General features: G+C 71.2%; 28 protein-coding genes. 15 read left to right on the top strand and 13 right to left on the bottom strand.

Annotated elements, in window-relative coordinates; all coding sequences use genetic code 11:
- The gene (gene pglW, locus ACFYPR_RS29250) at positions 1–4,131 is read right to left on the bottom strand and encodes a BREX system serine/threonine kinase PglW (RefSeq protein WP_387263626.1); all 4,131 of its coding nucleotides are present in this window, start codon (positions 4,129–4,131) and stop codon (positions 1–3) included.
- Positions 4,132–4,303: 172 nt separating this feature from the next.
- Between pglW and ACFYPR_RS29245 the strand changes: the two genes are divergently transcribed.
- The 3 genes from ACFYPR_RS29245 to ACFYPR_RS29235 are packed head-to-tail and all read left to right on the top strand — an operon-like array spanning position 4,304 to position 7,543.
- On the top strand, positions 4,304–5,068 hold the full coding sequence (locus tag ACFYPR_RS29245; protein ID WP_387263623.1) for a hypothetical protein: 765 nt from the start codon (positions 4,304–4,306) through the stop codon (positions 5,066–5,068).
- Positions 5,065–6,378 carry a 7-cyano-7-deazaguanine synthase gene (locus ACFYPR_RS29240; protein ID WP_387263620.1) on the top strand — a complete coding sequence of 438 codons (1,314 nt, stop codon included), beginning with the start codon at positions 5,065–5,067 and terminating at the stop codon, positions 6,376–6,378. The genes ACFYPR_RS29245 and ACFYPR_RS29240 overlap by 4 nt, the downstream gene beginning before the upstream one ends.
- A gap of 19 nt (positions 6,379–6,397) precedes the next feature.
- Entirely contained in the window at positions 6,398–7,543 is a 1,146-nt protein-coding gene (locus ACFYPR_RS29235) for a site-2 protease family protein (protein ID WP_387263618.1), read from the top strand.
- Here the strand turns inward: ACFYPR_RS29235 and ACFYPR_RS29230 are convergent.
- Positions 7,528–8,805: an FAD-binding protein gene (locus ACFYPR_RS29230; RefSeq protein WP_387263615.1), complete on the bottom strand. Its 1,278-nt coding sequence runs from the start codon at positions 8,803–8,805 to the stop codon at positions 7,528–7,530. The genes ACFYPR_RS29235 and ACFYPR_RS29230 overlap by 16 nt on opposite strands.
- Entirely contained in the window at positions 8,802–9,572 is a 771-nt protein-coding gene (locus ACFYPR_RS29225; RefSeq protein ID WP_387263612.1) for a hypothetical protein, read from the bottom strand. The genes ACFYPR_RS29230 and ACFYPR_RS29225 overlap by 4 nt, the downstream gene beginning before the upstream one ends.
- Before the next feature lie 101 nt (positions 9,573–9,673).
- Between ACFYPR_RS29225 and ACFYPR_RS29220 the strand changes: the two genes are divergently transcribed.
- The gene (locus ACFYPR_RS29220; RefSeq protein WP_387180380.1) at positions 9,674–10,099 is read left to right on the top strand and encodes a hypothetical protein; all 426 of its coding nucleotides are present in this window, start codon (positions 9,674–9,676) and stop codon (positions 10,097–10,099) included.
- Between the two features lie 13 nt (positions 10,100–10,112).
- On the opposite strand, the gene ACFYPR_RS29215 is transcribed toward ACFYPR_RS29220, so the two are convergent.
- Positions 10,113–11,042 carry an LLM class F420-dependent oxidoreductase gene (locus ACFYPR_RS29215; RefSeq protein ID WP_387263609.1) on the bottom strand — a complete coding sequence of 310 codons (930 nt, stop codon included), beginning with the start codon at positions 11,040–11,042 and terminating at the stop codon, positions 10,113–10,115.
- Positions 11,043–11,129: 87 nt separating this feature from the next.
- Between ACFYPR_RS29215 and ACFYPR_RS29210 the strand changes: the two genes are divergently transcribed.
- Complete coding sequence (locus ACFYPR_RS29210; protein ID WP_354856288.1) at positions 11,130–11,441, top strand: metalloregulator ArsR/SmtB family transcription factor; 312 nt, start codon at positions 11,130–11,132, stop codon at positions 11,439–11,441.
- The gene (locus ACFYPR_RS29205) at positions 11,442–11,972 is read left to right on the top strand and encodes an SRPBCC family protein (RefSeq protein WP_354856290.1); all 531 of its coding nucleotides are present in this window, start codon (positions 11,442–11,444) and stop codon (positions 11,970–11,972) included. It abuts the gene before it with no gap.
- A 13-nt stretch (positions 11,973–11,985) separates the two neighbouring features.
- Here the strand turns inward: ACFYPR_RS29205 and ACFYPR_RS29200 are convergent, their stop codons facing one another.
- From ACFYPR_RS29200 to ACFYPR_RS29190, 3 genes are all read right to left on the bottom strand, one after another.
- Positions 11,986–13,023 (bottom strand): hypothetical protein, encoded by a 1,038-nt coding sequence (locus ACFYPR_RS29200; protein WP_387263607.1) that lies wholly within the window; start codon positions 13,021–13,023, stop codon positions 11,986–11,988.
- The gene (locus ACFYPR_RS29195) at positions 13,023–13,292 is read right to left on the bottom strand and encodes a hypothetical protein (protein WP_354856293.1); all 270 of its coding nucleotides are present in this window, start codon (positions 13,290–13,292) and stop codon (positions 13,023–13,025) included. The genes ACFYPR_RS29200 and ACFYPR_RS29195 overlap by 1 nt, the downstream gene beginning before the upstream one ends.
- A 535-nt stretch (positions 13,293–13,827) precedes the next feature.
- Positions 13,828–14,619, bottom strand: a complete 792-nt coding sequence (locus ACFYPR_RS29190) for a class I SAM-dependent methyltransferase (protein ID WP_387263605.1) — start codon at positions 14,617–14,619, stop codon at positions 13,828–13,830.
- Between the two features lie 74 nt (positions 14,620–14,693).
- Here ACFYPR_RS29190 and ACFYPR_RS29185 point away from each other — a divergent pair, with 74 nt between their 5' ends.
- The 8 genes from ACFYPR_RS29185 (at position 14,694) to ACFYPR_RS29150 (ending at position 19,939) form a co-directional block, all read left to right on the top strand.
- Positions 14,694–15,362: a hypothetical protein gene (locus ACFYPR_RS29185; protein WP_387263603.1), complete on the top strand. Its 669-nt coding sequence runs from the start codon at positions 14,694–14,696 to the stop codon at positions 15,360–15,362.
- Between the two features lie 47 nt (positions 15,363–15,409).
- A complete protein-coding gene (locus ACFYPR_RS29180) occupies positions 15,410–16,354 on the top strand; it encodes an RNA polymerase sigma-70 factor (protein ID WP_387263600.1) in 945 nt (314 codons plus the stop codon).
- Between the two features lie 82 nt (positions 16,355–16,436).
- Positions 16,437–17,624 carry an NAD(P)/FAD-dependent oxidoreductase gene (locus ACFYPR_RS29175; protein ID WP_387263597.1) on the top strand — a complete coding sequence of 396 codons (1,188 nt, stop codon included), beginning with the start codon at positions 16,437–16,439 and terminating at the stop codon, positions 17,622–17,624.
- Positions 17,625–17,725: 101 nt separating this feature from the next.
- Positions 17,726–18,223 (top strand): hypothetical protein, encoded by a 498-nt coding sequence (locus ACFYPR_RS29170; RefSeq protein ID WP_387263594.1) that lies wholly within the window; start codon positions 17,726–17,728, stop codon positions 18,221–18,223.
- 211 nt (positions 18,224–18,434) lie between these two features.
- Positions 18,435–18,596 carry a hypothetical protein gene (locus ACFYPR_RS29165; protein WP_387263591.1) on the top strand — a complete coding sequence of 54 codons (162 nt, stop codon included), beginning with the start codon at positions 18,435–18,437 and terminating at the stop codon, positions 18,594–18,596.
- 2 nt (positions 18,597–18,598) lie between these two features.
- On the top strand, positions 18,599–18,859 hold the full coding sequence (locus ACFYPR_RS29160; protein WP_387180407.1) for a hypothetical protein: 261 nt from the start codon (positions 18,599–18,601) through the stop codon (positions 18,857–18,859).
- A complete protein-coding gene (locus ACFYPR_RS29155; RefSeq protein ID WP_387263588.1) occupies positions 18,856–19,521 on the top strand; it encodes a hypothetical protein in 666 nt (221 codons plus the stop codon). Before ACFYPR_RS29160 ends, ACFYPR_RS29155 begins: the two co-directional genes overlap by 4 nt.
- Positions 19,511–19,939, top strand: coding sequence for a hypothetical protein (locus tag ACFYPR_RS29150; protein ID WP_387180412.1), 429 nt, complete (start codon positions 19,511–19,513; stop codon positions 19,937–19,939). The genes ACFYPR_RS29155 and ACFYPR_RS29150 overlap by 11 nt, the downstream gene beginning before the upstream one ends.
- 87 nt (positions 19,940–20,026) lie before the next feature.
- Here the strand turns inward: ACFYPR_RS29150 and ACFYPR_RS29145 are convergent, their stop codons facing one another.
- Both ACFYPR_RS29145 and ACFYPR_RS29140 read right to left on the bottom strand, forming a co-directional pair.
- Positions 20,027–20,206, bottom strand: a complete 180-nt coding sequence (locus ACFYPR_RS29145) for a DUF397 domain-containing protein (RefSeq protein WP_387180415.1) — start codon at positions 20,204–20,206, stop codon at positions 20,027–20,029.
- A complete protein-coding gene (locus tag ACFYPR_RS29140; protein WP_387263676.1) occupies positions 20,196–21,065 on the bottom strand; it encodes a helix-turn-helix domain-containing protein in 870 nt (289 codons plus the stop codon). Before ACFYPR_RS29140 ends, ACFYPR_RS29145 begins: the two co-directional genes overlap by 11 nt.
- A gap of 312 nt (positions 21,066–21,377) precedes the next feature.
- Here ACFYPR_RS29140 and ACFYPR_RS29135 point away from each other — a divergent pair, with 312 nt between their 5' ends.
- Positions 21,378–22,517: a helix-turn-helix domain-containing protein gene (locus ACFYPR_RS29135; protein ID WP_387263586.1), complete on the top strand. Its 1,140-nt coding sequence runs from the start codon at positions 21,378–21,380 to the stop codon at positions 22,515–22,517.
- Positions 22,518–22,616: 99 nt separating this feature from the next.
- Here ACFYPR_RS29135 and ACFYPR_RS29130 read toward each other — a convergent pair whose 3' ends face one another.
- The 4 genes from ACFYPR_RS29130 to ACFYPR_RS29115 form a co-directional block, all read right to left on the bottom strand.
- A complete protein-coding gene (locus ACFYPR_RS29130) occupies positions 22,617–23,807 on the bottom strand; it encodes a serine hydrolase domain-containing protein (protein ID WP_387263585.1) in 1,191 nt (396 codons plus the stop codon).
- A gap of 126 nt (positions 23,808–23,933) precedes the next feature.
- A complete protein-coding gene (pyrE, locus tag ACFYPR_RS29125; RefSeq protein ID WP_387263582.1) occupies positions 23,934–24,458 on the bottom strand; it encodes an orotate phosphoribosyltransferase in 525 nt (174 codons plus the stop codon).
- Between the two features lie 214 nt (positions 24,459–24,672).
- Positions 24,673–25,554, bottom strand: coding sequence for a hypothetical protein (locus tag ACFYPR_RS29120; protein ID WP_387263579.1), 882 nt, complete (start codon positions 25,552–25,554; stop codon positions 24,673–24,675).
- A gap of 43 nt (positions 25,555–25,597) precedes the next feature.
- A complete protein-coding gene (locus tag ACFYPR_RS29115; protein WP_387263577.1) occupies positions 25,598–26,320 on the bottom strand; it encodes a hypothetical protein in 723 nt (240 codons plus the stop codon).
- Between the last annotated feature and the right edge of the window lie 44 nt (positions 26,321–26,364).

Here is a 26,364-nt window from a genome sequence, read left to right as displayed (position 1 = left end):
TCAACTCGTCGGCGATGCCGCCCGGCCCGACGACTCCATCCAGTCGTCGGCGAGCCACAGCGACTGGCTGGCCGGGGAGGTGAGCGGCAACTGCACCCCGTCCAGCACCGCCGGGTCAGGTCGACGAGCCGGCACCAGCAGCAGCCGGGCGGCCGGTCGAGGTCGGGTCGGGTCGGCCATCTCCTGGAGCAGCCCGAGCTGCCCGTAGCGGGCCAGCGGCGCCGCCTCGGTGATCAACACCGGTCGGTCGGCGGCGGCGATCGCTTCGTTGACCGCCGGCACCACCTGATGCCGGACCAGGTCCACCAGGCTGCGGAAGTCGGCGTCCAGGGGTGAGCTGTTGTCGGCCGCCACGATCGCCTCCCAGGGGAAGCCCAGCGCGCGCAGCCGGTCCAGCAGGATCGCGGTGACGTCCACTTCGGTCAGCGGCAGCCGGGCCAGCAGCGCCCGACGGGCCGAAACCAGCCTGCGCAGGGGTGCCAGCACCGCCAGGAAGGCTCGCCGGTCGATGGCCGCGGCGAGCTTCTCGCCCACCTCGTCGACGGCGGTCAGCCCGAGCAGCGGCGCGTGGGTGGTGGCCAGGCGGGTGCCGGTCACCGACGCAGGCGTGCTCGCCGGCCCGTACAACCGGTCCTGTGGGTGCCAGGTCAGCGGCACCTCGGCCGCCGCGAGCAGGTCGGTCAGGGCGGGCCGATCCGGCACGCGCTCCGCGCGAGGGAACCGGCTGTGCACCCGGTCACGGATCTGCTGCGGCCCCAGCCGCTGGCCGATCAGGCCACCGACCGACAACCGCAGCGCGCGCTCGGCCGACATGCCCACCGGATAGAGCTGCCCCTGCGCGTTGACATCGACCCGATCGTTGCTCCCGACTGCGGCAAGTTGCAGCAGCCGCAGGTCAGCCACCGCCGGCATGCCGGCCGGCAAGGACAGTCGGCGTAGCTCCTCGACAGCGCGCTGCCGGGTCGGCAGCGGGTCGGCGACAGCCAACTCGGCGGCACGGCTGCCCAGCTCCACCACGTACCCCAGGAAGTCGGCGGCGGTGACGTCGGACGCCGGATCGTCCGGTTCCCGGCCGACCAGGACGGTGCCGGAGGCGCGGAACCGGTGGATGGCCACCCGGGCGTCCCCGCCGGTGCTCAGCTCGGCCTCGACGGCGGCGCGGACCAGCCCGATCGCCTGTGGCAGCCGCTTCGGCGCGGGGGTGTACGAGCCGCGGGCGGCGATCAGCGCCTGGGCCAACTCCTCGGCGGACATCACCGCGCCGCGCGCGTCGAGCAGTGCCACGATCTCGTTGCGCACCGCCTCCAGCGCCGGCTCACCCAGCCAGTTCTTGGCCTGGGCAGCGAGCAGCTTGGAGATCTGGGGCTGACTCCGGCCGATGGCCCGGGCCGCCTCACTCTGTGCCGGCCAGCACAGGAACTCACCGTCGTCGGTGGGCGTCTGCCCGAGCAGCACGGCCAGCGTCCGGTGGTTGCGGGAGGTCGAGGCGGGAAGCAGGGTCGCGCAGAGTGCCTCCACGCCCTGCGCCAGGGGCTGCTCGTCGACGGCGGGCGACTCGCTGCCGCCGGGCAGCACGGCGCGCAGCGCCCGCGCCTGGGCGATGATCTCTTTGCGGGTCGCGTCCGGCACTCCCTTGGCCCGGGTCAGCGCCGACAGCTCGACGTCCAGTAGCTCGCCGACAGTGTGCAGGCCGAGTCGTTGCAGCGCCGAGCGGGCCCGAGCGGTCAGCTCGGTGACCTCCAGCGGTGACTCGCGAGTCAATCCCACGGCCGCTGGCAGCGGGCCGACCGGAGTCACCGCCGGCTGCGGGACCTGCTGGAAGATGGCCCGCCAGGCGTCGGTCATCTCGTCGACCGTGTCGAACCGGGCCGCCGCGTCCCTCGCCAACGCCCGGCCGAAGAACTCCACCAACCGGTCCGCAACCGCCGGGTCGAACAGCGCCGGGTCGAGGGCCACCTCGTCGCTGACCACGGCCGGGTTGGCGTTGTCACCCCAGCGGGGCAGCACGCCCGTCGCCATCTCGTAGAGCACGACGGCCGCCGCGAACCGCTCGGCCGCCGCGTCGTAACGCAGCCGGCGCGGCGGACCGAGAAACGGATCGAGGTAGCCGACAGTGCCCGCGCCGAGCTGGTCGGCGGGGGCGGACGAGAGCGAGAAGTCAAAGACGCACAGGTGCGGCTGCTTGTCCTTCGGCCGCGGTCGGGCCGCCAGGTTCGCCGGCTTCAGATCCCGGTGCCAGACACCCTGGCCGTCCAGGTAGTTGACGATGTCGAGCAGGTCCCGGCCGTACCGCTCCAGCAGGTCCAGCGCCAGCCGGCCGCCGCGCAGCTCCTCGGCGAGGGTCCGCTGCCCGGCACTCTCCATCAGCAGCGCGGTCCGGCCGCCGACCCGCACCGGGCCGTCGACCAGCGCGGCCACCTGGGGGTGCTTCAACCCCGCGAGGGTACGCGCCTCCGCCGTCAGCCGTTCCTCGTGCTGCTCGTCGCGGGCAACCTTCAGCACCAGGTCACGCGACTCCCCGTCGCGAGTGACCAGGAAGGCGACGGCCGTGGCACCGGAGCCGAGCCGGTCCTTCACCTCCAGGCCGCCGTCGAGCACGTCACCCCGGTGGGCGGAGAGCGGGTCGGCAACCGGCTCGGGCTCCGGCGCGGTCAGCTCCTCCCAGACCTTCTCCAGGTCCTTGTGGAACCGGGAGACGCTGGGCAGCCGTTGCGCCGGATCGCCCCGGGTCGCGTCGTAGACCAAGGTGACCAGCGTGTGCGGCATGCCGTCGACCGCGGCATCGAGGTGCAGGCCACTGTCGCGTACCGCGTTGACGAGTTCCTCCGGCGTGGCGGCCGGCACCGCACCGGCGAAGATCCGGTACGCCAGCGCGCCGAGAGAGAACACGTCGAGCTGGTGGCCCGGCAGCCGGGTGGCGTTCTCAGCCTCCGGCGCCTGGTAGCGACGGACCTCGTCGTCGAAGAACAGCTCCAGGCTGGCCGGGTCGCTCGACGGGCCCAGTCGGGTGAGCTGGGTTGTGCCGGCCAACCGGCCGCCGGTCTGCCAGTCGGTGACCACCAGCGTGGGGCGTGGCCCGTCCGGATTACCGACGTAGATCGCCCGGGGCGAGAGCGCCCGGTGGGCCAGCCGACGGGAGTGCGCGTAGTCGATGATCTCGGCGAGATCCTGCACCAGTTGCAGTCGCTGGGCCAGGGTCAACGCGTCGCCGCGGCGCAGCAGCCACTGGTCGAGGCGTACCCAGTCCGGTTGGTGGTCGAAGACGACCGCCGGGCCCCAGGAATGCTCGACCAGATCGTGCGCCCGGGCCACGCCCGGATGATGGATGCCCTGCAGCAGGCGGAACTCCCGCTCCGCCGCCTTGCGGATCGCCGGAACCTCATGCTCGGCGGCCCGGCTAGTCAGGTAGAACCGCACCCGACGCACCAGCGAGGTGTCCAGCGCGTGCCCGGCGAGGAAGTCCTGCCAGCCGAGACCCTCGGCGAACGGCTTCGGGTGCAGCAACAGTTGGCCAACCTTGCGGTCCGCCACCGACGGCCGGATCTTCGCGCCGCGCACCAGCTCGACGATGTCGCGGCCGCGCGCCTCGTCCACCAGATGGTCCGGGTTTCGCGGCAGGGCGAGCAGCAGCTTCTTCAGGCCGGGCAGCCCGGAGTCGTGCTGCTCCAGCCCGTAGATGTGCTGGCTGCCGATCGCGTCGAGGTCGGCCCGCATCGCCTTCGCGTGCAGGAAGACCGCCGCCCCGACATAGGGCGTCTCGCGCTGCCGTCCGTGTTGCTTGGCGTAGTAGCGGATCAGGCTGGCCAGCCGCTTCGCCTTCCGATTGGCCAGAATGTACGGGTTGTCTTCGGGGATCAGTCGAGAATTCGGCGCCCGGCGCAGCCACTGGGTGCCGTCACCGCGGATTTCCCCCTGCCAGTGCTTCAGCTCCAGCACGTAGAGCCCGCTCGGGGTCAACACCAGGGCGTCGACCTCGTTGATCGAGCCGTCGGCGCCGACGAACTCGACGTTCGTCCAGACGTGGTACGGGTCGGCGTCGGGCAGATAGCAGGCCAGCTCGCGCAGACCGTCCTGCTCCCAGATGTACGAACTGGAGTTGATCTGCTCCCAGCGCGGTGAATCCTCCCGCATGCGCCGACCCTTCCGCCCCGGCCGTTGATGTTCCGGCTCAGTCTGGGCACTTTACCGTTTCCGCGCCTGATCAGCGGAGACCACCGCTCGCGTACGCAGTGCAGCTGGTCAAACACTGTAAGTATCAATAGACTTCGCTCGACGTCCTTCCCAACCCCTCCGGGAGGTCGCCATGGGCACCTCGACCCGTCTACCAGGTCCGAAGAACGGCAGCTGGACCGCCGCCAAAGGCCGGCTGGGCAACTGGACACCGGACGCCACCAGCCGACCTGATCAACTACTCACGCCTGACCAAGAGCGCGCCGAGGCGATCGCGGCCCAGTACCAGCGAGCGTTACGAGACGCCCTGAACGCAGATCCGGAGGCGTTCGGCATCCGTGCGGCGGCGGAGCAGGCGGGCGCACGGCTGATCGAGCTGCTCGATGGCCTCGGCCGAGCCGATTCTCCACTGGTACGGGATGTGGCTGCATGGGGTGACGCCGACGAGTTCGTCCGGCGGTTCGTCGGGCAAGTCGCTGGCGATGGCCAACTCATCGTGGATGCTGCCGTTCGCCGCGCCGCCCGACGCGTCGCGGAACACCTGGTGATGCCGGACGGACCGCTCGCCGATCCCAGCCGTCCAAAACCGGTCAGCGGCGAGCTGTTCTGCGCGCTGTACCAGGCGTTCTTCGGAGAGGTGGTCGGCGAGTTGGTACACATTTTCATCGCGGAGAACATCAAGATCGCCGTGCCGGCACTGGCCATCCTCGACCCGACCGACGTGGTGGCTGGCTTCGTCGCCGATCAGGTCGTCAAGGTGCTGCCCAATCCCTGCGCCGAGGCAGTCGAACGTGGGCCCGAGCCGTCACGACTCGCCGACGTCGCCAAGGACCTGTTGACCACCACCGTGACCGAGGCTCTCGGGCTTGGTGACAGCGGGCTGGAGCTGGCGGCGTGAGCCGGGCGAGCTTCGCGTTTCACTACACGGCCCGGGGCGGAGTGACCACCGATCGGAATCGGCAGACGATCGGATGGCCGCTTCTTAAGCACGCCGACGAGCGGTTGCAGACATTGGCCGAGGTGCCCCAGGACCGCCCCGACTGGGCGCAGGACCTGCTGCAGATCGCCCGCGCCGTGTACCTGGCCGACAAGCTGTCGCTGCGCAAAGGCGCCGTCGACGGCTGGACCCGAAGGATCGACCTGTCCGTGGAGGTGATCACCCCCTCCGTCTGGAGCCCGCCGACGCTGCGGCTGCTGTCCCGCATCGCGGAGACGTTGAGTGCCGATCGGTGGACCATCACCGTTCTTTCCGGCGGGCAGCGGTGGCCCCAGCAGGGACGTACCACCTACGCCGACATCGAAGAGGTCGCGCTGTTCTCCGGAGGGCTCGATTCCACGGCATGGGCAGCGGAGCGCGCCAAGGTCGCAGCGGGTCCACTGCTGCTCGTCTCCTACTTCGAACCCCAGTGGGGCAGCCAGCAGGACCGGACTCTCACCGCGATCCAGAGCGCGGCCTGCCGTGACATCGAGCAGCTCAAAGCGTCGCAGCAGGTCAGACTCACCAGGTCGCTGGAGAAGTCGGCCCGTACCCGCGGGCTGCTCTACCTAGCCACCGCCATCTACCTTGCCGCCGCCCACGGGGTGCCACAGGTGATCGTGCCGGAGAACGGGCAACTGGCCGTCAATCCCCCACTCACTCCGGCCCGGGCAGCCGCCTGCTCCACGAAATCTGTACATCCCGGGACGCTGCACCTGCTCAACTCCTTGATCGACGGCCTCGGCGGCGAGGTGGCCGTCGTCAACCCGTACCTGCACCTCACCAAGGGAGACGTCTGCCGGCAGGCCCTGGACGCTGGTCTGGCTCCGGCGACCCTCACCCATGCCACCATCAGCTGTGGGCGCCCACCACGGGACCGGCCGGGTGCCGAGCACTACCACTGCGGGACCTGCTACCCCTGCCTGGTACGCCATTCCGGTCTCCTCACCGCACTGGGAACCGACAGCACCCCGTACAAGACGGATGTCTGGGCGCTGGACGACGGTCGGGATCCGACCGTGGATCGCCGCGCCTTGCAACGGTGGCTGTGTCAACCCTTTTCAGTTCGCGACCTGACGACCGACACGCCGCTGCCGGACACCGTCGACCCCGATCCACTGTTAAGGGTGGTGGAGCGCGGCCGGACGGAACTTGTACAGATGTTCACTCGGCACGGTCGACGGATTACACCAACCGAGACGCCACCTCGTCGACTGGCATGGGCAAGCTGAGTAGGGGTATGCGCCCGGGATGAGGGCCAGTTTCCGGCTTGGCCGGATCGCGGGGGTGCCGGTCGGCGTCAACTGGAGCGTCCTGGTCATCTTCGGGTTGATCGCGTGGGCCCTGGCCGCCAACCAGTTCCCGCGTTCGTACCCGGACCGCTCGCCCGTGGCGTACACCCTCGCCGGCCTGGCCGCGGCGGTCGTCTTCTTCGTCGGCCTGCTCGCCCACGAGGTGTCGCACGCCGTGGTCGCCAAGCGCAACGGGCTGACCGTCGAGAGCATCACGCTCTGGCTGTTCGGCGGGGTGGCCGAGTTGCGGGGCGAGCCGCGCGACCCCGGCGCGGAGCTGCGGATCGCGGGCGTTGGTCCGCTGGTCAGCCTGCTGCTCGGGGCGTTCTTCGGTGTCATCGCTTTGCTGTTCGCGCTGGTCGGGCAGGGTGGGCTGCTCTTCGGCGCGATCGCGTGGCTGGCCGGCATCAACGTGCTCCTGGCGGTCTTCAACGTGCTGCCGGCCGCGCCGCTGGACGGTGGTCGGCTGCTGCGCGCGGCGGTGTGGAAGGCCACCGGCGACCGGAGCCGGGCCTCGGTGGTGGCCGCCCGGGCCGGCTGGGTGCTCGGCGCGCTGCTCATCGGCCTCGGGCTGTGGCGGTTCCTGTCCGGTGTTGGCTTCGGCGGGCTCTGGTTGGTGCTGATCGGCTGGTTCCTGATCGGCGCCGCCGGGGTGGAGGAGCGGCAGGCCCGCGCCGGAAGTGCGCTGCGCGGAATCCGGGTCGCCGACGTGATGACGCCGCAGCCGCAGACCGCGTCGGCGGACATGACGGTCGCCGACTTCGTGGACCACTACCTCTTCGCGTACCGGCACTCGGCGCTGCCGCTGACCGAGGATGGCCGACCTACCGGCCTGGTCACCGTGGACCGGGTGCGGGGCGTACCGGCCGAGCGGCGCGCGTCGACCACGCTGGCCGAGGTGGCCTGCCGGGCCGACGATCTGGTGCTCGCCCGGCCGGGTGAACAGCTCAACGACCTGCTCCCCCGGCTCAACGAGTGCGCCGACGGTCGCGCCCTGGTGGTGAGCGACGACGGCATGCTCACCGGCATCGTCTCCCCCAGCGACATCAGCCGTGCCGTCCAGCGCGGCAGCCTGCGCACCCCGGCCGGTCAGCGGGGGAAGTAGCGGTCCAGCCCGTCGGTGCGGAACGTGCCGGTCGGGTCCAGGCGGGTCAGCAGGGCGGCGAAGTCGGCGTGGCGGGGGTAGCGGGCGGCCAGCTCGGTCGGGGCGGTGACGAAGACCTTGCCCCAGTGCGGGCGGGGCGCGAACGGCGCCAGGCGGTCCTCCACCTCGGCCAGCACCGGCAGCACCGCGTCGGCGTCGTCGACCCAGGTGAAGTGGACCACGAAGCTGTCCCGCCTGTGGTTCGGGCTGAGCCACAGCTCGTCGGCGGCCACCGTCCGCAGCTCACACACGTGCAACACAGGCGCGATCAGGTGCGCCACCTCGGCCAGCGCGGCGAGCGCCCCGGCCGCCGCCGTACGCGGCAGGTGGTACTCGGACTGGAGTTCGTCACCGCTGCTCGGGGTGAAGCCGAGCTTGAAGTGCGGCAACCGCTCGTGCCACGGGCCCGGCACGCCGAGCTGCGGGGTGCAGTTCTCCGCCGGCATGCCGAGCACCGGGTGCCGCGGCTGGTCGGCGGCCGTGGTGCCGAGCCAGTCCCCCTCCGGCGGCGGCTGGTCGGCGAGCTGCTTGCGCCACACCTCCCGCAGGCGCGGGGTACGCCAGTCGGTGAACACGCTCACGCTGTACGCCGAGTCGAGCGCCTCGTCCAGCGCCTCGACGGGCAGGTCGAGGCGCACGTACTGGCGCAGCTCGAACGCCGGCACCAAATCCAGGGTGACCCGGGTGACCAGGCCGAGCGCGCCGAGCCCGACCACCATGCCGGCGAACGTGTCGCCGTCGGTGTCGCGGTCCACGTGCGTCAGGTCCCCATCGGCGGTGACCAGCTCCAGGGCGGCGACCGAGGTGGCCAGGTTGCCGTGGGTGGGGCCGGAGCCGTGGGTGGCGGTGGCCACCGCGCCGGCGACCGAGATGTGCGGCAGCGAGGCGAGGTTGGCCAGCGCGTACCCCTGGGTGTGCAGGTGTCCGGCGAGGTCGCCGTAGCGCATCGCCCCGCTCACGGTGACCTGCCCGCGCTCGCGGTCCACCTCCACGGTCGGGGGCAGGCCGGCGAGACTGACCAGGTCGCCCTCGGTGTCGCCGAGGCGGTTGAAGGAGTGTCCGGTGCCCACCGCGCGGATCCGGGAGCTGCCGGCGACCAGCCGGCGCACCTCGTCGACGGTGGTGGGGCTGTGGAACTCCCGCGCGGCGTAGCGCACGTTGCCGGCCCAGTTGCGGCGTGGCACGTCGGCGCTCGACGTCAGGTGCTGTCCCTGCGCGGTCATGGGGCGGTCTCCCGATCGGTGGACTGGTGGTCGGCCAATGCGGCGATGAGGGCGTCCAGAACCGCATCCGCCTGGTACGAGTTGTAGCCGCGTTGGGCGATCGGCAGACCGGCGGCCGTGGCGCGTTCGATCTCGCCCCGGGCCGCCTGCCGGGTCGCCGCGTTCCCGGACATCAGGGCGTCCTGGCCGCGTCGGATCAACCGGTCGACCCGATCCATCTGGTAGCCGCGCAGGCCGACCGGGAGGTCCGGGGCCGCGAAGGCGGCGCGGCGCAGAGCGACCAGGTCGACGAAGCGGTCCCCGGCGCAGCGCGCCAGCGCCTCGGCCACCTGCTCGGGTTGCTCCCGGACCTGGTCGAAGACGAGCAGCTCGATGGCGGGCCGGCCGTCGATCGGGTGGCGGGCGGTGACCGGCTCGAACGTCACACCCGGGGCGGGCACCAGCAGCAGGCGCGGCGGTGTCGAGTAGCCGTCGCGGCGGGGCGGCTCGTCGAGGACCAGCGCGTCGACCTCGGCCCACCGGATCTCCCGGCGCAGGCCGGGCCGCCGGATGCTGAGCCCTTCCGGGGTGATCCCGAAGCGGAACGGCCGCATCGCGCTGACCAGCGCCACCGCGCCGAGCGCGATCGCACCCACGGCGACGATCGTCCGTAGCAGGGCGCCGTCGCTGGGGTAGACCAACAGGAGCACCCCACCGAGTACGCACACCAGGGCGAGCACCCGGGCCCCCCGGCTCCGGCGCAGCTCCACGCTCGGACCCCCGTTCATGACCGTGGCGTCGGTCCCCGCATCCTCTGACAGACCGGGCGCCACGGACACCGGACGATCGGGCACGGTTGTTCTCGCCATCGTCGGGGAACCCTACGCCCATGAGCAGCTACCGTGATCCGGCCCTGCGGGGCGACGTGTATCCGTCGGAGGAGGAGCTGGACCCGACCGGCAGCGCTGTCGAGCCGGCCAGCGCCCCGCCGGGCGTCCGGTTGTCGAGCCACCCGTCGCCCACGCCCGGCCCCCGTCCGACACCCGCCCCCGCGCCCGCGCCGACGCCCGTACCGTCGCCCGGTCCGCCGCCGCGCGAACCCGCCGCCGGGCCGCAGTCGATCGTGACGCGCCACCTGGACGGCTCGGTCGAGGTGGTCACCGACCTCGACGGGGACGGCGTCGCCGACGTCGTCCAGATCGATGTGGACGGCGACGGCGTACCGGACATCACCTATGTGGACAGCGACCGCGACGGCCGGCTGGACACCGTGCTGCGCGACCCGGGCGCGGTCGGCGCCCACCGGGGCGCCTGACCGGCCGGTCGGCTCACAGGTTCGCCAGCACCTCGGTCGCGACCAGGTCGAGGTGGTCCAGGTCGGTCAGGTCGAGCACCTGGAGATAGAGCCGCTGGCTGCCGATCTTCGCGTACCGGCCGATGGTGTCCAGGACCTCGTCGGGCGTGCCGGCGAGACCGTTGGCCCGCAGCTCGTCCGGCTCGCGGCCGATGGCGGCGGCCCGGCGGGCCACCTCGGCGTCGTTGCGCCCGCAGCAGAGCACCAGGGCGTTGGACCAGACCAGGTCGCCTGGGTCGCGACCGATCTCGGCGCACGCCGCGCGGACCCGCTCGAACTGCGCGGCAGAGTCCGCCGGCGAGGCGAACGGCAGGTTGAACTCGTCGGCGTAGCGGGCGGCCAGCCGGGGCGTGCGCTTCGGGCCCATCCCGCCGAGCAGGATCGGCGGGCGGGGCTGCTGCACCGGCTTGGGCAGGGCCGGGGAGTCGCTGACCGGGTAGTACCGGCCAGCGTGGCTGAACCGCTGCCCGGTCGGGGTGGACCACAGCCCGGTGATGACCGCGAGCTGCTCCTCCAGCCGGTCGAACCGCTCGCCCAGAGCCGGGAACGGAATGCCGTACGCGGTGTGCTCCTCGGCGTACCAGCCGGTGCCGATGCCCAGCTCCACCCGACCGCCGCTCATCTGGTCGACCTGCGCCACGGTGATGGCCAGCGGGCCGGGCAGCCGGAAGGTGGCGGCGGTCATCAGGGTGCCGAGCCGGATGCGGCTGGTGTCGCGGGCCAGGCCGGCGAGCGTGGTCCACGCGTCGGTGGGGCCGGGGTCGCCGCTCACCTCGCCCATCCTGAGGTAGTGGTCGGACCGGAAGAACGCGCCGAAGCCGTCATCCTCGGCGCGGCGGGCCACCGCGAGCACCTGGTCGTAGGTGGCGCCCTGCTGGGGCTCGGTGAAGATCCGCAGTTCCATGGTCCGAGCATAGGTAGCCGCACCGGGCACCGCCCGTCCTCGTCATATACCTTGACAGACATATAACTGGGTAGGCATATTGGGTCGGTGTCCACCGACGCCTTCACCGTCCTCGCCGAGCCCACCCGACGCCGGATCCTCGACGCGCTCCGCGACGCCGACCGCAGTGTGGGCGAATTGGTCGACGGGCTGGGGGTCAGCCAGCCGGCCGTCTCCAAACACCTGCGGGTGCTGCGCGAGGCCGGCTTCGTCTCCTGCCGGACCGCGGCGCGGCAGCGGATCTACCGCCTCGAGCCGGGCCCGCTGCGAGCGGTGGACGGCTGGCTCGCCCCGTACCGCCGGCTCTGGACCCGGCACCTGGACGCCCTGCAACGGCACCTGGACAGTCAGGAGCAGTGAATGAACCGCGACGCATTCCGCCCGAGCCCACCCGCCGAGGTGCGCGCCGAGCCCACCGACGGCGGCGCCATCCTGGTCTTCGTCCGTGACCTGCGGCAGCCGCCGGCCACCGTGTGGGCGGCGCTGACCGACCCGACCCAACTCGCCCAGTGGGCCCCGTTCCTCGCCGACCGGAACCTCGGTGACCCCGGCGCCGCCGTGCTCACCCTCGTCGACGGCGAGACCACCCAGGAGCAACCGGCGACGGTACGCCGGGCCGAGCCGCCTCACCTACTGGAGTACACCTGGGGCGACGACCTACTGTGCTGGGAGCTGACCCCGCTGGGTGCCGGCACCCGGCTCACCCTGCGGCACACCATCGCCGAGCGGGGCATGCTGCCGATGGTCGCCGCCGGCTGGCACCTCTGCCTCGACGTGGCCGACCGGCTGCTCGACGGCGACCCGGTCGGCCCGATCCGGGGCGCCGAGGCCAAGGACTTCGGCTGGCCCGCGCTGCGCGACACGTACGCCGAGCAGCTCGACGCCGAGTGACCGCCGCCCCTCCTCAGACGTACGGCCGGGTGGCGTACGCGGTGCGCAGCGCGGCCAACCCGGCCGCCTTCGGCGACAGCGTGCCCCACCCGGAGTTGAAGTAGTTGGTCCGCGAGATCCGCGGGCCACGCTCGGCGTTGAGCTGGGCGATCGCCGCCGGAACGGTGCGGATCCAGGCCGCCTGGTCCGGGATCTGGGCCGCCCGCACCCCGTACTCCGCGATGATCACGGGCCGGGACAGCGCCACCGGGCCGAGGTCCGCCACCGCCCAGTCCTTCGTCCGGCGGAAGCGGGCCAGCGCGGTCTGGCCGACGGCTGTCGCGTAGGCGTTCCACTGCAGGTAGTCCAGCCGCGACATCAGCGACTCCGGGTGGGTGCGCTGAAAACACGCCCGGTCGAAGCCGCCCAACCCGACCGAGAAGCTCGTCCCGGCGGGCAACGTGCGGGCCTTGAACCAGGTGACGATGTAGGTCATGGCCTGCACTGCCCGCCGGTCCGACTCGGCCCAGGTGTACGCCTTGCCAGCCTCGGTCGTGCCGAACTCGTGGTCCGTGTCCAGCTCGGACGCGAGCTGGATGTTCACCCCGAAACCGAGCGCCCGGTACTGGGACAGGGCACGCGCGAACAACCCGTCGCACTGGCCGTTGAGCACCTGGGTGTACCCGTACGCCTTCGGCCAGGTGGTGCCGGGACGCTGCTGGATGGTCATCGACGGCGCCGGCACGGTGTAGGTGACGCCGTCCACCGTGAAGGTCTGCGGCCCGGCGTTCGGAGCGCCGTAGTGCTTCAGCTCAAGGACCATGTTGATCTGCATCCCGGCCTTGCCCAGGTTGATGAGCCAGGGCCGGTTGTAGCCGGGAAAGATGTACCCGTCGGCGAAGCTGCGGTACTGGGTCAGCGAGCGGAAGTTGCCACCGGCCATGTCGGCCGTCGGGTCGGCGCCTCCGGACAGGTAGTAGCCCCCGAGGACCGGCTGGCGCAGGCTGTAGTCGACGCCGGCCGTCGCGGTGTTGCCGGCCGCGTCGCGAACCTGGACGGTGACCCGGGGCATCACGCCACCGCCCGGTACACGGCAACTGAGCCGTTGTCGGAGACCCGGGACCAGGTACGCCCGGAGTTGTCGGTCACGGTCACGGCCAGCGGATCGATGACCGCGGTGACCTTGACCGGCGCGCTGCTGTTGCCCTGCGCGTCGGTGACCACGATGGTGACGGTCAGCGGTTTGGTGTCGGCGTCGGAGTACGTGACGGTCAGCAGCATCTGGTCACCCGGCGCGAAGACGGACGCGTTCAGGGCTGCGGTCGCGGTAGGAGCCGCCATGTCAGGGCCTCTCTCTGATGAGGTCGCCGGGGCGGACGCGCGGGTGAGCGACGCCGGACCAGGCGGAATCCACGATGCGTGAAGGCTGGTGGGGCACGAAGCGGTGGCGCGGCCGGTGGGCGGCGTCGCCGGCGGTGGGCGATGGCCACCGCCGCTGGCGCCCGCAGCGGTGTGGGGGGCCGAGCCGTACGGGTGGTCGGGCCGGCGGCTGTGCCGTGCCCGCCGGGGCGGGGCCGGGCTGGGTGAGGGCGGCACCGACGCGGACGATGCTGTCCGCGGTGGGCCGGAGGACTGGGATGTGGCCCGACATCCGTCCGCCTTCTCGCCTGCCCTAAGCGTGCTCTACCAGGGGCTTTACCGTCTTGTCCGGTTAGCGACATACGCCCTGGTGTCGGGCCGCGCCGGGCGCGGGACAGCCGATCGGAAGCTCGCCGACAGCGCGCTGTGCTGGACTACCGGCGTGCCGCGAGCCGACGACAGGTGGTGTCCTTCGCCTGTCGCGCCGGCCTCATGCAGCCGGCCTGACCCGTCCCCGTCACGGCGCCGTGCCCGCCACGGCCCAGGCCCGCGCGGTGAGCCGGATCGAGCCGTCCGGCTCGATCGGCAACTGGGCGGCCAACAGGTCCCGCAACGCCGCCCGTTGCGGCTCGCCAAGCGAGGTGACGTACGACGGAGCGCTGCCCTGCCCGCCGAGGAACGGCCGCCAGTAGTCGTCGAAGTCGGCGAACACCGTCGGTACGTCCACCGGCCGGACCGACACGTCCCGCAGGCCGGCGTCCACCCACAGCTCCCGCAAGGGGCCGGGCCGGCACACGCTGAAGCGACTCGCCTCGTCCCGCCCCGCCGCGGCCGGGTCGAGGTGGGCGACGGCGGCCCAGAAGTGCCGCATCATCGCCATGCCCTCCGTGTAGTCCCACACGTAGGCGGACACCACCCCCGCCGGCCGGACGACCCGGGCGAACTCGGCCACCGCCCGCGCCGGCTCGGGCACGAAGTTGAGCGTCAGCCCGCTGACCACCACGTCGACGGCACGGTCGGCCACCGGCAGAGCGCGGGCGTCACCGACGTGGAAGCTCGCGCACGCATCCTGGACGCGGGCACGCGCCTGAGCGATGAAGCCCGCCGAGGGGTCGATGCCGGTGATCCGGGCGGGATCGGCCTCGCCGAGGACCGTCGAGGTCAACGCGCCGGTGCCGCAGCCCACGTCCAGCCAGTGCCGCCCGGGTGCCACGGCCAGTCCGCGTACGAAATCGCCCGCGACCAGGCTGCTCCACCGACCCACGTACGCCTCGTACGCATCGGCGTCCGCCCACACCGGGTGTGTCATGTCCGCACGATACGACAGCCGCCCGTGGCGCAGGTGTGCAGCGCCTCGTTGCGCCGGGTTGGCACACTGCCGCCGTGACGATGATCCGGACGTCGACGGTGCACAGGGTCCACGCGTGGCAGCGCATCCTGGTGGTGACCGCGCTGGTGGCCTCCGTGGTCAGTCTCGGCTGGACGTACCAGACCGGGGGCGACACCTTGCGTTTCCGGATCGGGTGGGTCGCGGTCGCGCTGACCGTGGTCCCGTTGTTCGTCGCGCGGCGGCGGCAGTTCACGTACGCCTGCCTGGCGGTGGGTGTCCCGTTGCTCGTCCTGGCCTGCGGGCCCGTGCCGGCCGGGATCCTGCCGGCGCTGCTGGTCCTGCTGGCGACCACCGCGGATCCGCGCTGGTCGCCGTGGCGGGCCCGGCTGTCGGTGCTCGTCGGCGCGGCGCTGGTAGTCGTTCCGGTCGTGGCGTCGGCCGGAGCGGTGCACGAGTCGCTGACGTCCCCGCCGGTGGGCTTCGTCGTCCACACCGATGCGGGTTCCGGGTTCACCAATTTCGTCGAGCCGGGAGACTCGAGCGTGCGCGGCCTGCAGACCCGGTACACCGACGGCGACGAGGGCCCGACCAGCTTCGTCGAGTTCGAGCCCGGACTGTCGGCCGACGGGCAGGACCGGTTGCGCCGCCGACTGGCGGAGGCGCCCGGCGTGACGAGGATCTGCTCGTGGTACCGGAACAACCACCTGCGCTCCGCCTGCTGACCCGGGACCACGCGTGGCCACGCGACGGACGTGGTTACTGTCGAGCCATGCCGCTGCGTCCGGATGAGGTCGAGGTGTTCGAGCGCTCCAGGGGCCGCCTGGAGGCGATCGCCTACCGGCTGCTGGGCTCGGCAAGCGACGCCGAGGACGCGGTGCAGGACACGTTCCTGCGCTGGCAGGCCGCCGACCGGGAGCGCGTCGAGACGCCCGAGGCGTGGCTGACGAGGGTGCTCACCAACCTGTGCCTCAACCAGCTCACCTCGGCGCGCGCCCGGCGGGAGACCTACGTCGGCACGTGGCTTCCCGAGCCGGTCCTCGCCGGGGACCGGATGCTCGGCCCGGTCGACACGGTCGAGCAGCGCGAATCGGTCTCGATGGCGGTGCTCACCCTCATGGAGCGGCTGTCACCCAACGAGCGCGCGGTGTACGTGCTGCGCGAGGCATTCGGCTACCCGCACGGTGAGATCGCCGAGATCCTCGGCGTCAGCGAGTCGAACTGCCAGCAGATCTACCGGCGTGCCAAGCAGCACGTCACCGTCGAGCGGGCGCATGCCGACGTCGACGACGCCGCCGCGCGGAGGATCGTCACGGAGTTCCTCACGGCGGCCAACAGCGGCCAGATTCAGCGGCTGGTGGAGTTGCTGACCGGGGACGTGACCAGCGTCGGCGACGGCGGCGGCAAGATCCCGGCCCGCACGACAGCGGTCGTCGGCGCGCTGGCGGTGGCGAAGTTCCTGCGCGGCCTGTTCCGGCCCAGCGACGTCAAGCGGAACCTGGTGGGCGGCAGCCCCGCCCTCTACGCCGAGGTCGTCAACGGCGGCCCCGCAGTGGTGGTCGTGACCGGCGAGCAGGTCGTCGGCGTCATGTCCCTGGAGGTGACGCCCGAGGGAGTCGCGGCGATCCGCGTCCAGGTCAACCCGGACAAGCTCGAACGCGTCACCCGCCAGTGGTCCGTCTCCGCACACTCCGAGCCGCTCCTGCACGTCTGGTGACCCAGGTCATAGCCGCCTCCTGTCAGCAATCGTGTCGCTGCTCGGTTCAGGTAGCGACAATCGCCGAGACAGGAGTGCCACCATGAAGCACCGCATCGTCGTCCTCGGAGCCGGCTACGCCGGAGCGATCGCCGCCGGCCGCCTCGCCCGCCGGTTGCACCCCGACGACATCGAGATCACCGTCGTCAACGCCGAGGCCGACTTCGTCGAGCGGGTCCGCATGCACCAGCTCGCCACGGGCCAGGACCTCAAGCGCCACGAGCTGAGCCAGGTGTACGCCGGCACCGGCGTGCGGGTCCGCGTCGCCCGGGTCACCGCCGTCGACGTCGACCGCCGGACCGTCGCGCTGACCGACGGGCGAGGCAGCGACGAGATCGCGTACGACACGCTCGTCTACGCCCTCGGCAGCGCTTCCGCCGATCATGGCGTCCCGGGCGTCGCCGAGCACGCGTACGACATCGCGGGCCGACCGTCGGCGCTGCGGCTGCGTGACCGCCTCGCCCACCTCGCGCCCAATCAGACCGTGCTCGTGGTCGGCGGGGGTCTCACCGGCCTCGAGGCCGTCACCGAGATCGCCGAGGCCCGGCCCGACCTCGACGTCGCGATCGCCGCCCGCGGCGGTCTCGGTGACTGGCTCAACGGCAGGGCGCGACACCACCTGCGGGGCGTCACGGACCGGCTCGGCATCACGGTCCACGAGCACACCCACGTCGTCCGGGTGGAGCCGGCGGGCGTGGTCACCACCGACGGCGCGACGATCCCGGCGCAGGTGATCGTGTGGACGGCCGGCTTCGCCGTGCACCCCATCGCCGCCGCCACCGGTCTGACCGTCGCGGCCACCGGGCAGATCGTCGTCGACGACACCATGCGGTCCGTCTCGCACCCCGACGTGTACGCCGTCGGCGACGCCGGACTCGCCGCCGGGCCGGGCGGCAAGCCGCTGCGGATGTCCTGCGCTTCGGGAGCTCCGATGGCCTGGCAGGCGGCCGACGCCATCGCCACGCGCCTGACCGGTCAGACGAAGATTCCGAAGGCCCCGCTGCGCTACTTCAACCAGTGCGTCAGCCTCGGCCGGCGCGACGGCATCATCCAGTACGTGACCGCCGACGACCGGGCCAAGCCGTCCCTGCTCACCGGGAGGCTGGCGGCCCGCTACAAGGAGGTCGTCTGCAAGGGCGCCGCCTGGAGCATCTCCCACCCGATCCCGTACCCGGTGCGTCGCCGCCGCGTCACCGCGACCCGGACGGAGACTGCCGCGACGGTGTCGTGACGGGCCAGCCGGGGCTCGCGGTGAGCCCTGCGGTCCACGCTTGACCCGATCGTCATGCTGGAACGTGAGACACACGTCCCCGCGCCACCCGAGGAGAACTCGTGCGCAAGCCAGTCAGGACCGCGGCCGTCCTCGTCGGGCTCGGCGTCGGCGCCGCGGCCGGCCCGTCCCTCGGGCCGGCCGCCGTCTGGTCCGGTGTCGCGATCGCCGCCCTCGGCGTGGCGCTCTCCCTGGTCGGCACCACGGAGTCGAGTCTCGTCGAGGACGGCCTGGTCGACCGCGACGCTGGCAGCGAGGCGGCGGCCGGCGCGACGATGGTCGCCGAGCAACGACGGCGGAAGCGACAGACGCCGACCCTCAGCGGCCTGGGTACCCGGGTGGAGCAGATCCTCGACCTCGCCGAGAAGCAGGCCGACAACCACCGCGCCGTCGCGCGGCTGGAAGCGGAGGGCATCGTGACCGCCGCGCGACGGGAGGCGGAGACAATCCTGAACCGGGCCCACGAACAGGCTGCCGGGATTACCGGTACCCGCTGGGAGCCCTCTCCGATACCGCCCGCCCGAGCGGCGGCGGACGACGATCCGAGCCGTCACGCCTGACGTCCACGAGACGGGCTACGGAAAGGGATTCATGTTGGGTAGTGTCTGCGTCGCTACTGCACGTGCATAACACCGGCATCCCTCGCCGCGCAGTCGATCGGAAGGACGGCATGGCCAGCATCGAGCAAGTCAAGCCGCGCTCGCCCAGGCAGCCGAGCAGAGCAACACGACGACAAGCCAGATCCGGGCCACCATCGAGGGCACGGAGCAGGTGCTAGCCCGACTGCGCGCAGTCGCCGCCGGCACCGGGCACCCCGCCCTCTCCGAGGCCATCGCCCGAGCCGAGCAGAGTAAACAACGCCTGATCGAGGCAGCCACCACTCTCCAGGGCAGCACTGCGGCAGCCCGGCAGTACATCAGCATTCTCGGCTGACCGTGAGCATCGGCGAGGTCAAGGCCGCGCTCGGAGAAGCGAGCCAACTGCTCGACCAGGGCAGGACCACGGTCGAGAGTGTCGGCGATTCCCTGAATGAGGCTGCTGGGCTCATGCTTGCGACCCTGCATGACAGTCAGCGTGATGAGGCGGCGAAGGCTCGCAAGGCCGTCACCGAGGCGATGCGCGAGGTAAAGCTGACCCTCCGCGCCGTCACCGCCGCACAGGAGAGTGGTAACGAGTTCGGGAAGGCGTTGGGGTGAGCAGCCTGCTTGCTCAGGTGGTGGCCCAACTCAAGTCCACGATCGAGCGGCTGGACGCCGTCGCATTGCAGGCGGACCGCGCCGCAGCGGATGTCGCCGAAGGAAGCGCCCGGTACGCCGACGTAGGCAGGGGCACCGACCATCCAAAGCTGCGTGCGGCGGTGAGCCAGAGTCGGGCCGGGGCGGACAAGGCCCACCGGCTCGCCCGGCTGAGCAGTGACGCGGCCCGGAACATCGCCGACTTCCTGAACGCCATCGCTCCCGGGTCAGTGCCGCAATCGACGGCAGCCGCCACGGGACCACCGTCCGGTGAGGATCTCCTGGCGGACAATGATCGCCGTGATCTGGCTCGCGCCAAGGCGCGGGGCTGGGTCAACCGCTCCCTACGGAAAGCTGACGATCTCCAAGAGCACGCAGCCAACGCCACCGACAAGACACAGAAGTTGATCAAAGTGCTTACTAACCCTAAAGGTCCTTCAGGGACACAATCAACGGTTACTGGCACCCCTACGGTTCCGGGTTCGGCACCTCGGGCAAGGATCGATGGTGCGGAGGCTGCGGGAAATCTCGTGGTAGTCGGCTTGCTGGCGGGTGTGGCGGCAAGCCGAATGGCAGCGGTAACCGGCAAACTGATTGCGAGGTTTTGGAGACGTGGACGTTAGTGCACTCAGCAATCTGATTCGGGCGTTGGCCCGAGCTGACTGGGATGCCGCCGATGCCTTGGTAGGCGAGATCGGCGGGAGCGGCTGGGTCGGCGGCCTCCAGGTCATAGGGGCTGCCTTCGCCCTCGCCGTCCACCGGCGCTTCGAGCCCGAAGCTACCCCAAGCGAGGTGGCTGCCTGGGTGTCGGCAACCCGCGCGCAGTACGAGGAAGGCGACACCCTGCCAGTCCTGGAAATGGAGGGGCTCATCCGTGCGGCCCTCGGCGAAGAGGAACTGGCCGACAACATCCCCGCCGACACCATGATCGCGGCTGAGGTCTTCGTCCTCGGGCAACTACTTCTTGAGGCAAAGATGTCACCTTCCGAGCTTGACGGTTTTGTGAACGAGGCGGAACAACTCGCAGCCGAGTACCTGTAGGCATCCGGCGTCGCTAACGCAGAGCACCAGCTTCCGCAACGACGCGCGGGGCAGCGGATCAACCGCTGCCCCGCAGACCCTGGCAAGTCAGTGCGACGCCCTGATGCTGCCGATGAACGTGTCCCAGGCCGCCGGTTCGAAGCTCAGCATGCCGGCGTCGGGGGCCTTGGAGTCGCGGACGTCCACCTGAGCGCCCCGGTCCCGCACCTCGACGCACTGACCGTTGCTGCCGGACCGGCTCGACGTGCGCCAAGCGCTACGTTGCATCCTCGCTCAACTCCTTGATGAACCTGATCGACTCGGCCGGCGACATAGCCAGGGTCCTCAGATTGTCGTACGCCGCCGACAGCCGCGCCATGTCACGGCTCGACTCCAGGAACAATTCGCCGGCAAGAGTCTCGATGTAGCCCAGCGGCGGATCGTCCGGCTCGAAGGCAAGCAGCGCAAAGCCACTGCCGTCCGCCAGATGGGCGCCGGCCTCGAAGCGCAGCACCTGGATCGTGACGTTCGGCAGCCGGCTCAGCGTGACCAGGTGGTCGAGCTGCTCGCGCAGCACAGCCGGACCGCCGACCTCGGTCCGCACCGACGCCTCGGAGAGGATGGCGTGCATCCGCAGCGGTGTCGGCTTGCGGTGCAGCACCTCCTGCCGCGTCATCCGAGCGGCGACCCGCTCCTTGACGCCTTCGGGGTCGGTCTCCCGGCCGATGAGGTTGACCTCGCGGGCGTACGCCTCGGTCTGGAGTAGACCCGGCACCAGCATCGGCTCGAAGTTCTTTAGCTCGATGGCCTCGGTCTCGTAGGCGATGTAGGTGGCGTACTTGCCGCCGAGGCGCTGCCACCAGCCCTCTTCGCGCAGGCCACGCGCCTGCTCCAGCAACGACGTGCCGGGCTCCTCGTCAATCTTGATGCCGTACGCGACCAGCAACTCCATGACGTCGCCGACGCGAGGCTTGATCTCGCCGGACTCGATCCGACTGATCCGCGACGGCGAGCAGCGGACGACCCCCGCGGCGCCGTCACCGGTCAGTCCCTTTGCTTCACGTAGCTTGCGCAGCTCCCGGCCGAGCCTGCGGGAGCGCGGTGTTGCAGGAGTGAATCGAGGCATGCGCATATGGTGCACCACCATCACTCGATTGTCTTGCATCAACCTGACGCAGGTCGATGTTGATCACCGCAAAAGCTTGCCTTGCATCACTTGATGCGCAACCCTGATTACTACACGCAACGAGCAGATTCCAGGGTGTGCTGGTCGGTGAAGGGTCGCGTTGCGTGACCCACGCCAGGAGGTGAGGTGATGCGTGATTTCCGGAGTGACGGCGATGGTATTCGGAGGGCTGGTGCCGGGGTTTCTGCTCGGGCTGCTGGCGTTCAGGGTGAAAGCAAGGTGGTGCCCCCACTGCGGCCAGCAAACCCAGCCGCTACCCGAGGGACGCGACCGGTGACCGGGCCAGCGCCGGAGCGCGACGAGCCCGTCGGGCGGCGGGTGGCCCGGTGGCGGGCGCGCCGTCGGATGACCCAGCAGATGCTCGCCGACCGACTCGGCAAGTCGAAGAGCTGGGTCGACAAGGTCGAACGCGGCGTACGCGGCCTGGACCGCTACTCCGTCGTGCAGGACATCGCCGAGGTGCTGCGCGTTGACCCGGCCGTCCTCCTCCACCCCCGCACACCACCGGCGCCGGTCACCGGCATCGACGGCATCGACGCCGTCCGCGCCGCCCTGGCCCACTACCACCACCGGCCCACCCGCATCCTGCCCGCCGACGAGGTCCAACGCCAGGTGGCGTACGCCTGGCTCAGCTACCAGCACGCTCACTACGCCCCACTGCTGCGGGCGCTACCCGCGCTGCTCGACGCCGCTCACGCCACACCCGGCCTACTGGTGCCCACGTACCGGATCACCGCCTGCGTACTCATCAAACTCGGCGAGCCCGACCTCGCCTGGCTGGCCGCCGACCGGGCCGTCACTGCCGCCACCGGCGACCCCGTCTGCGTCGGCGCCGCCACCATCAGCGTCGCCCAGGCGCTACGCGCACTTGGCCGCGACCGACTCGCCCTCACCGCGGCCCTCGCTGCCACCGGCACCGCAGCCCACAATGGGGTACGCGGAACACTGCTCCTCCAGGCCGCCATGGCTGCAGCCGCCTGTGCCAAGCGCCGCCGCGTCGAGGACCTGCTCGACCACGCCACCGCCCTGGCTGACCGCAACACCGGGAACGACGACCCCCACCACACCGCGTTCGGCCCGAGCGCCGTGCTGCTCGCCCGCTTTCTCACCGCCCTGCACCTCGGCGACACCGACCACGCCGTGCACCACCACGAGCAGACAATCCGCCGCGACGACTGGCCTCGACTGCCCGCCGAACATCGAGCCGCCCACCTCATCGACGCTGCCCGCGCCTACCTCGATCTCGGCGAACTCTCTGCCGCCGCACGCTCCCTCGCCGACGCCGACACCATCGCGCCCGCCGAAGTCCGCTGCCGCCCTGCCGCCCGTACCCTCATCGCCGAGATCGCTCACAGCGGCCCCGCAGCCACCCACGTGGCGCGATTGGCCACGCTCGTCGGACTCACCCGATAAGGGCGGATCTGCTCGGCGACCTGATCCGGGCGGCGCGCCGCGCCCCGCAGACCGGTGAGATCCGGTCCGTGGAGCGCGCGAGGAGCAGCCTGTGCCGCCTCAGTGGACGGTGGCGCACAGCGCCGTTTCGACGCTCTCGTTCACCTCGGCGAGCATCTGCTCACCGGTCGGCAGACCGGTCACCGCGACGACGGCGCCGCGGCCGTCCTCGGTGACGAGGTTGCGGGTCTCGAAGCCCTGGATGTCGCCGCCGTGACCCCAGCCGTCGCCGCCGCAGGGCAGCTCGTGCCGGGCGATGCCCAGCCCGTACTCGTACTCGCCGGTCGGCTCGAAGCCGGGCGCGGGCACGGTCGTCATCATGGCCGCCTGCTGCGCGGGCTTGAGCAGCCTGCCACCGACGAGCGCCTCGAAGAAGGTCCGCAGCTCGTCCGGGGTCGAGACCAGTTGGCCGGCGGCCCAGCCCAGGGACGGGTCCATGTCGGTGACGTCCACCCACTCAGCGCCCGGGGCCACCGCGACGTAGCCGTGTGGGTGCGTGCCCCGAAGGCGCTGCTCCCCGACGCCCGGCCAGTACGTGTCCCGCAGACCGAGCGGCCTGATGATGCGGTTGGTGATCTCCTCTCCGATGGGGCGTTCGGTGACCTGCTCGACGATGAGCCCGGCGAGCACGTAGTTGGTGTTGCTGTACTCCCACTTCGCCCCGGGCGCGAAGTGCGGGGCGTTCGTGAGGGCGGCGTCCACCAGCCGGCGCGGCTGGTAGTACGAGTGACTCTTGTCGACGAGGTCCTGCGGCTGGGTGAACAGCACGTCGTCGTAGTCGGGCAGGCCGCTCGTCTGCTGGAGCAGCTGGCGTACGGTGATCGCGCCGCCGTCGTTGCCGTTGCCCCGCACGACGCCGGGCAGGTAGTGCTCGACCGTGGCGTCCAGGTCGATGCGGCCCTCCCCCACCAACTGCAGGACGACCACGGCGGTGAAGGTCTTGGTGTTGCTGCCGATGCGGACCTGGCCGTCGCGGGGCACCGGGCCGTGCGACCGGAGGTCACTGACGCCGGCGGTGTAGTCGCGGACGCGTCCGCCGGTCCCCCGCACCGAGGCGAGCACGCCGGGAAAGCCCTCCTCGCTGACCAGGCGGTCCAGTTGCCGCTGCACGGTGTCGCGTGGGCCGGCGGGCCGACCGGATTCGGCGGCGAACGCCGGGGGTCCGGTCAGGACGGCGACGGCGGCCAGCGTCCCGGCGGCTGCCCGCAGGGTCCGGCGGCGGCGGGTGGACGTGCGCTCTTGCAGGGGCATGACGGCTCCTCGGTATCGGACTCGCTTGACGCCATCAATGGTTCAAGGATTCCGATGCCGGGACGATCCCTCCTGCTGCCCTCCTGCGGTACCGCCTGCGCTACCCCGTTGCGCGGCGGGAGGCGGTCAGGCCGACGCGGAGGGCGCCAGATCGCGTCGGCTGAGGGCGGCGCGCAACCCCAGCCCCTCGGCGGCGAGGTTCTCCCGCCCGCCCTGCTCACGGTCGATCGCGCACACCACGGTTTCGATCACCGCGCCGCTGGCGCGCAGTTGCCGGCACGACGCCAGTAGCGCCCCGCCCGTCGTGACCACGTCCTCGATCACCACGACGCGCCGGCCGTCCACCGGGCCACCCTCCGCCGCCTTGCCGGTGCCGTACTCCTTGGCCTGCTTGCGAACGAAGACCGTCGGCAGCCCGGTCAGCTGTGACATGACGGTGGCGATCGGTATGCCGCCCATCTCCATCCCGGCCAGCACGTCGCACTCCGGCAGCAGGGCGACCATCGCCTCGGCCACGTCGCGCAACAGATCGGGCTGCCCCTCGAACAGATACTTGTCGAAGTACTCGGGGCTCACCTGACCGGATCGCAGCCGGAACGACCCGGTCAGGTGACAGGCTTCGTACACACGACGCGCGAGGAGGGACGGCACACCCCTCAGCCTCGCATCCGAGCTGACGCGATCAGTACCTGACCCCGTCAACGAGGAAGGGCGACGCGGGCTCGGGCGGCCGCCCACCGACGGCCCTTCGGCAGGCCGTGGCGGGCGCGCTGAGCGAAGGCTGAGTCGCAGCCCCGGCCGTACCTCGGACCGGTCCCGCTCCGCGTCGACCGACCCGGTCGACGCGGAGCGGCTTCATCGACCGCTAGAACCCACTCCACGGGCGGGCCGAGCACTTCCAAATCTTTCCGTCGTTGTGCGAGACGCAGACCACGACGACCTTCCCGAGAACGGGCAGCCCGAGGGTGAAGATGTGGATCCTCGTCTTCAGGTACGGCACGCCCGACTTCTCGGCGATGTCGCCCAGCGCCCACCCGGCGTCCGGCCCCGCCACGCTCGCCACCCGGCGCAGCGGGTCGACGTCCTTGCCGTCGAGCAGCGTCTCGATCTCCTGCGCCGAGGGCTCGCGGTCGCCGGTCAAGGTGTCCACGGCGTACGGGCCGTCGGCGGCGACGCCGTTGGCCTTCTCGAAGGCAGCCTTCATCCCGCCCACCGTGGTGTCGCCGCCGAGGTCGAGGGTGAAGGTCTGGTCGCCCCGGCGCGACTGGATGCACTCCCAGTAGGACTTGCCCGAGGCCATGCACATGGTCAGGCACCACTCCCGGCCCCCCGGCACCGACGAGGCGAACAGCAGGGCTGTCGCTGTCCCGCTGTCACCTTTGCCGTCGTACACGCCGTCGGCCAGGTCGGCCATCGTCGTGCCGAGGATCTCCCGGCCGCCCGGCATCGCGCCCACGACCGTGACGCCGTCGACCTTCTCGCCGGCGACGAGCGCCGCGAGCTGGTCGGCGGTGAGATCCCGGCCTCCGGCGTCGACGGCCAGCACCGTGTCCAGATCACCGACGGGCTGACCGGTCAGGTCCTCGAACTGCCGCAGCATCATCCCCGGAGCACCGGGCTGGTCGGTGACCGTCGTCCTGGCCGTGTCCTCGGCGGCGTGCGACGGCGCGTACGAGGCCACCAGCCCGACGACGAGTGCCGCGGTGACGACGGTGGCACGCTTGGCGATGTCCCGCAGAGCTCTCATGGCGTCCTCATCTCGGTGACCGCTGTCGGCGGAGTCGTACGGGCTACCAGCCACACGTGATCACGACACCCAGGCCGGTGGGAGAGGGCCCCCAGGTGCAGTGCTCTTCCATCCACTCACCGATGTCGTGGATCGTGTCCGCGACCCACGCGAGCGCGGACTTGATCGCGCCCAAGATGCTGAAGTAGACGACGGTGGACTCGGGCGTGCCGCCGGCCTCGTCGATGATGTCCTTCGTCGACTTGGCGGGATCCGGCTTGTCGATGGTGCCCAGCACCCGTACGCCGGTGGTGTCCTTGCCGGCGAGCAGCGCCTGGACCTGCTCCGGGGTCCGCTCCTTGCCGTCGTCGACCGCCACGATCGCGCGGTCGATCAGCACCTTCCCGCTGCCGGTGACGGCCTGGGTGATGGCGGCGATCTCGCCCAGTGTGAGGTCGTTGCCGAGCGCGGGACCGGTGAACCGCCGGGCCGTGACAGCGCCGGACGGATCGATCCAGATCTCGTCGGCCATGATCATGTCGTCCGCCCCGAACGGGTCCCAGGCGAATGTCCACTGCGCGGCGACGCAGCGGAACTGACCGTGCTCCCGACCCTCCGGTTCGGTCTCGGTGCGGGCGATCCCGCCGCGGTCGTCGAGGTACTGGACCACACAGTCGGTGCCTCTGGTCGGCGGCTTGTCGGTCTGGGCCACGGCTGCGGAGGACGTGGCCAGCACCATCGCGCCGACCACCCCCACCACCGCGAGGTTGCGTGCCAAGCGACTCATCGAATGCTCCATTCCTGGCGAGGGAAACTGGTGCCCGAAGAGTG

The organism is Micromonospora sp. NPDC005254, assembly GCF_042872525.1.
Lineage (GTDB): Bacteria > Actinomycetota > Actinomycetes > Mycobacteriales > Micromonosporaceae > Micromonospora.
Note: the sequence above shows the minus strand (reverse complement) of the source record. Positions and strands in the feature narration are given on the sequence as shown.

Bases quoted from the DNA above. Each gene is read 5' to 3' on its own strand.
- pglW (WP_387263626.1), bottom strand. From the start codon at position 4,131: ATGCGGGAGGATTCACCGCGCTGGGAGCAGATCAACTCCAGTTCGTAC.
- ACFYPR_RS29245 (WP_387263623.1), top strand. From the start codon at position 4,304: ATGGGCACCTCGACCCGTCTACCAGGTCCGAAGAACGGCAGCTGGACC.
- ACFYPR_RS29235 (WP_387263618.1), top strand. From the start codon at position 6,398: ATGAGGGCCAGTTTCCGGCTTGGCCGGATCGCGGGGGTGCCGGTCGGC.
- ACFYPR_RS29230 (WP_387263615.1), bottom strand. From the start codon at position 8,805: ATGACCGCGCAGGGACAGCACCTGACGTCGAGCGCCGACGTGCCACGC.
- ACFYPR_RS29225 (WP_387263612.1), bottom strand. From the start codon at position 9,572: ATGAACGGGGGTCCGAGCGTGGAGCTGCGCCGGAGCCGGGGGGCCCGG.
- ACFYPR_RS29220 (WP_387180380.1), top strand. From the start codon at position 9,674: ATGAGCAGCTACCGTGATCCGGCCCTGCGGGGCGACGTGTATCCGTCG.
- ACFYPR_RS29215 (WP_387263609.1), bottom strand. From the start codon at position 11,042: ATGGAACTGCGGATCTTCACCGAGCCCCAGCAGGGCGCCACCTACGAC.
- ACFYPR_RS29205 (WP_354856290.1), top strand. From the start codon at position 11,442: ATGAACCGCGACGCATTCCGCCCGAGCCCACCCGCCGAGGTGCGCGCC.
- ACFYPR_RS29200 (WP_387263607.1), bottom strand. From the start codon at position 13,023: ATGCCCCGGGTCACCGTCCAGGTTCGCGACGCGGCCGGCAACACCGCG.
- ACFYPR_RS29195 (WP_354856293.1), bottom strand. From the start codon at position 13,292: ATGGCGGCTCCTACCGCGACCGCAGCCCTGAACGCGTCCGTCTTCGCG.
- ACFYPR_RS29190 (WP_387263605.1), bottom strand. From the start codon at position 14,619: ATGACACACCCGGTGTGGGCGGACGCCGATGCGTACGAGGCGTACGTG.
- ACFYPR_RS29180 (WP_387263600.1), top strand. From the start codon at position 15,410: ATGCCGCTGCGTCCGGATGAGGTCGAGGTGTTCGAGCGCTCCAGGGGC.
- ACFYPR_RS29175 (WP_387263597.1), top strand. From the start codon at position 16,437: ATGAAGCACCGCATCGTCGTCCTCGGAGCCGGCTACGCCGGAGCGATC.
- ACFYPR_RS29145 (WP_387180415.1), bottom strand. From the start codon at position 20,206: ATGCAACGTAGCGCTTGGCGCACGTCGAGCCGGTCCGGCAGCAACGGT.
- ACFYPR_RS29140 (WP_387263676.1), bottom strand. From the start codon at position 21,065: ATGGTGGTGCACCATATGCGCATGCCTCGATTCACTCCTGCAACACCG.
- ACFYPR_RS29130 (WP_387263585.1), bottom strand. From the start codon at position 23,807: ATGCCCCTGCAAGAGCGCACGTCCACCCGCCGCCGCCGGACCCTGCGG.
- ACFYPR_RS29120 (WP_387263579.1), bottom strand. From the start codon at position 25,554: ATGAGAGCTCTGCGGGACATCGCCAAGCGTGCCACCGTCGTCACCGCG.
- ACFYPR_RS29115 (WP_387263577.1), bottom strand. From the start codon at position 26,320: ATGAGTCGCTTGGCACGCAACCTCGCGGTGGTGGGGGTGGTCGGCGCG.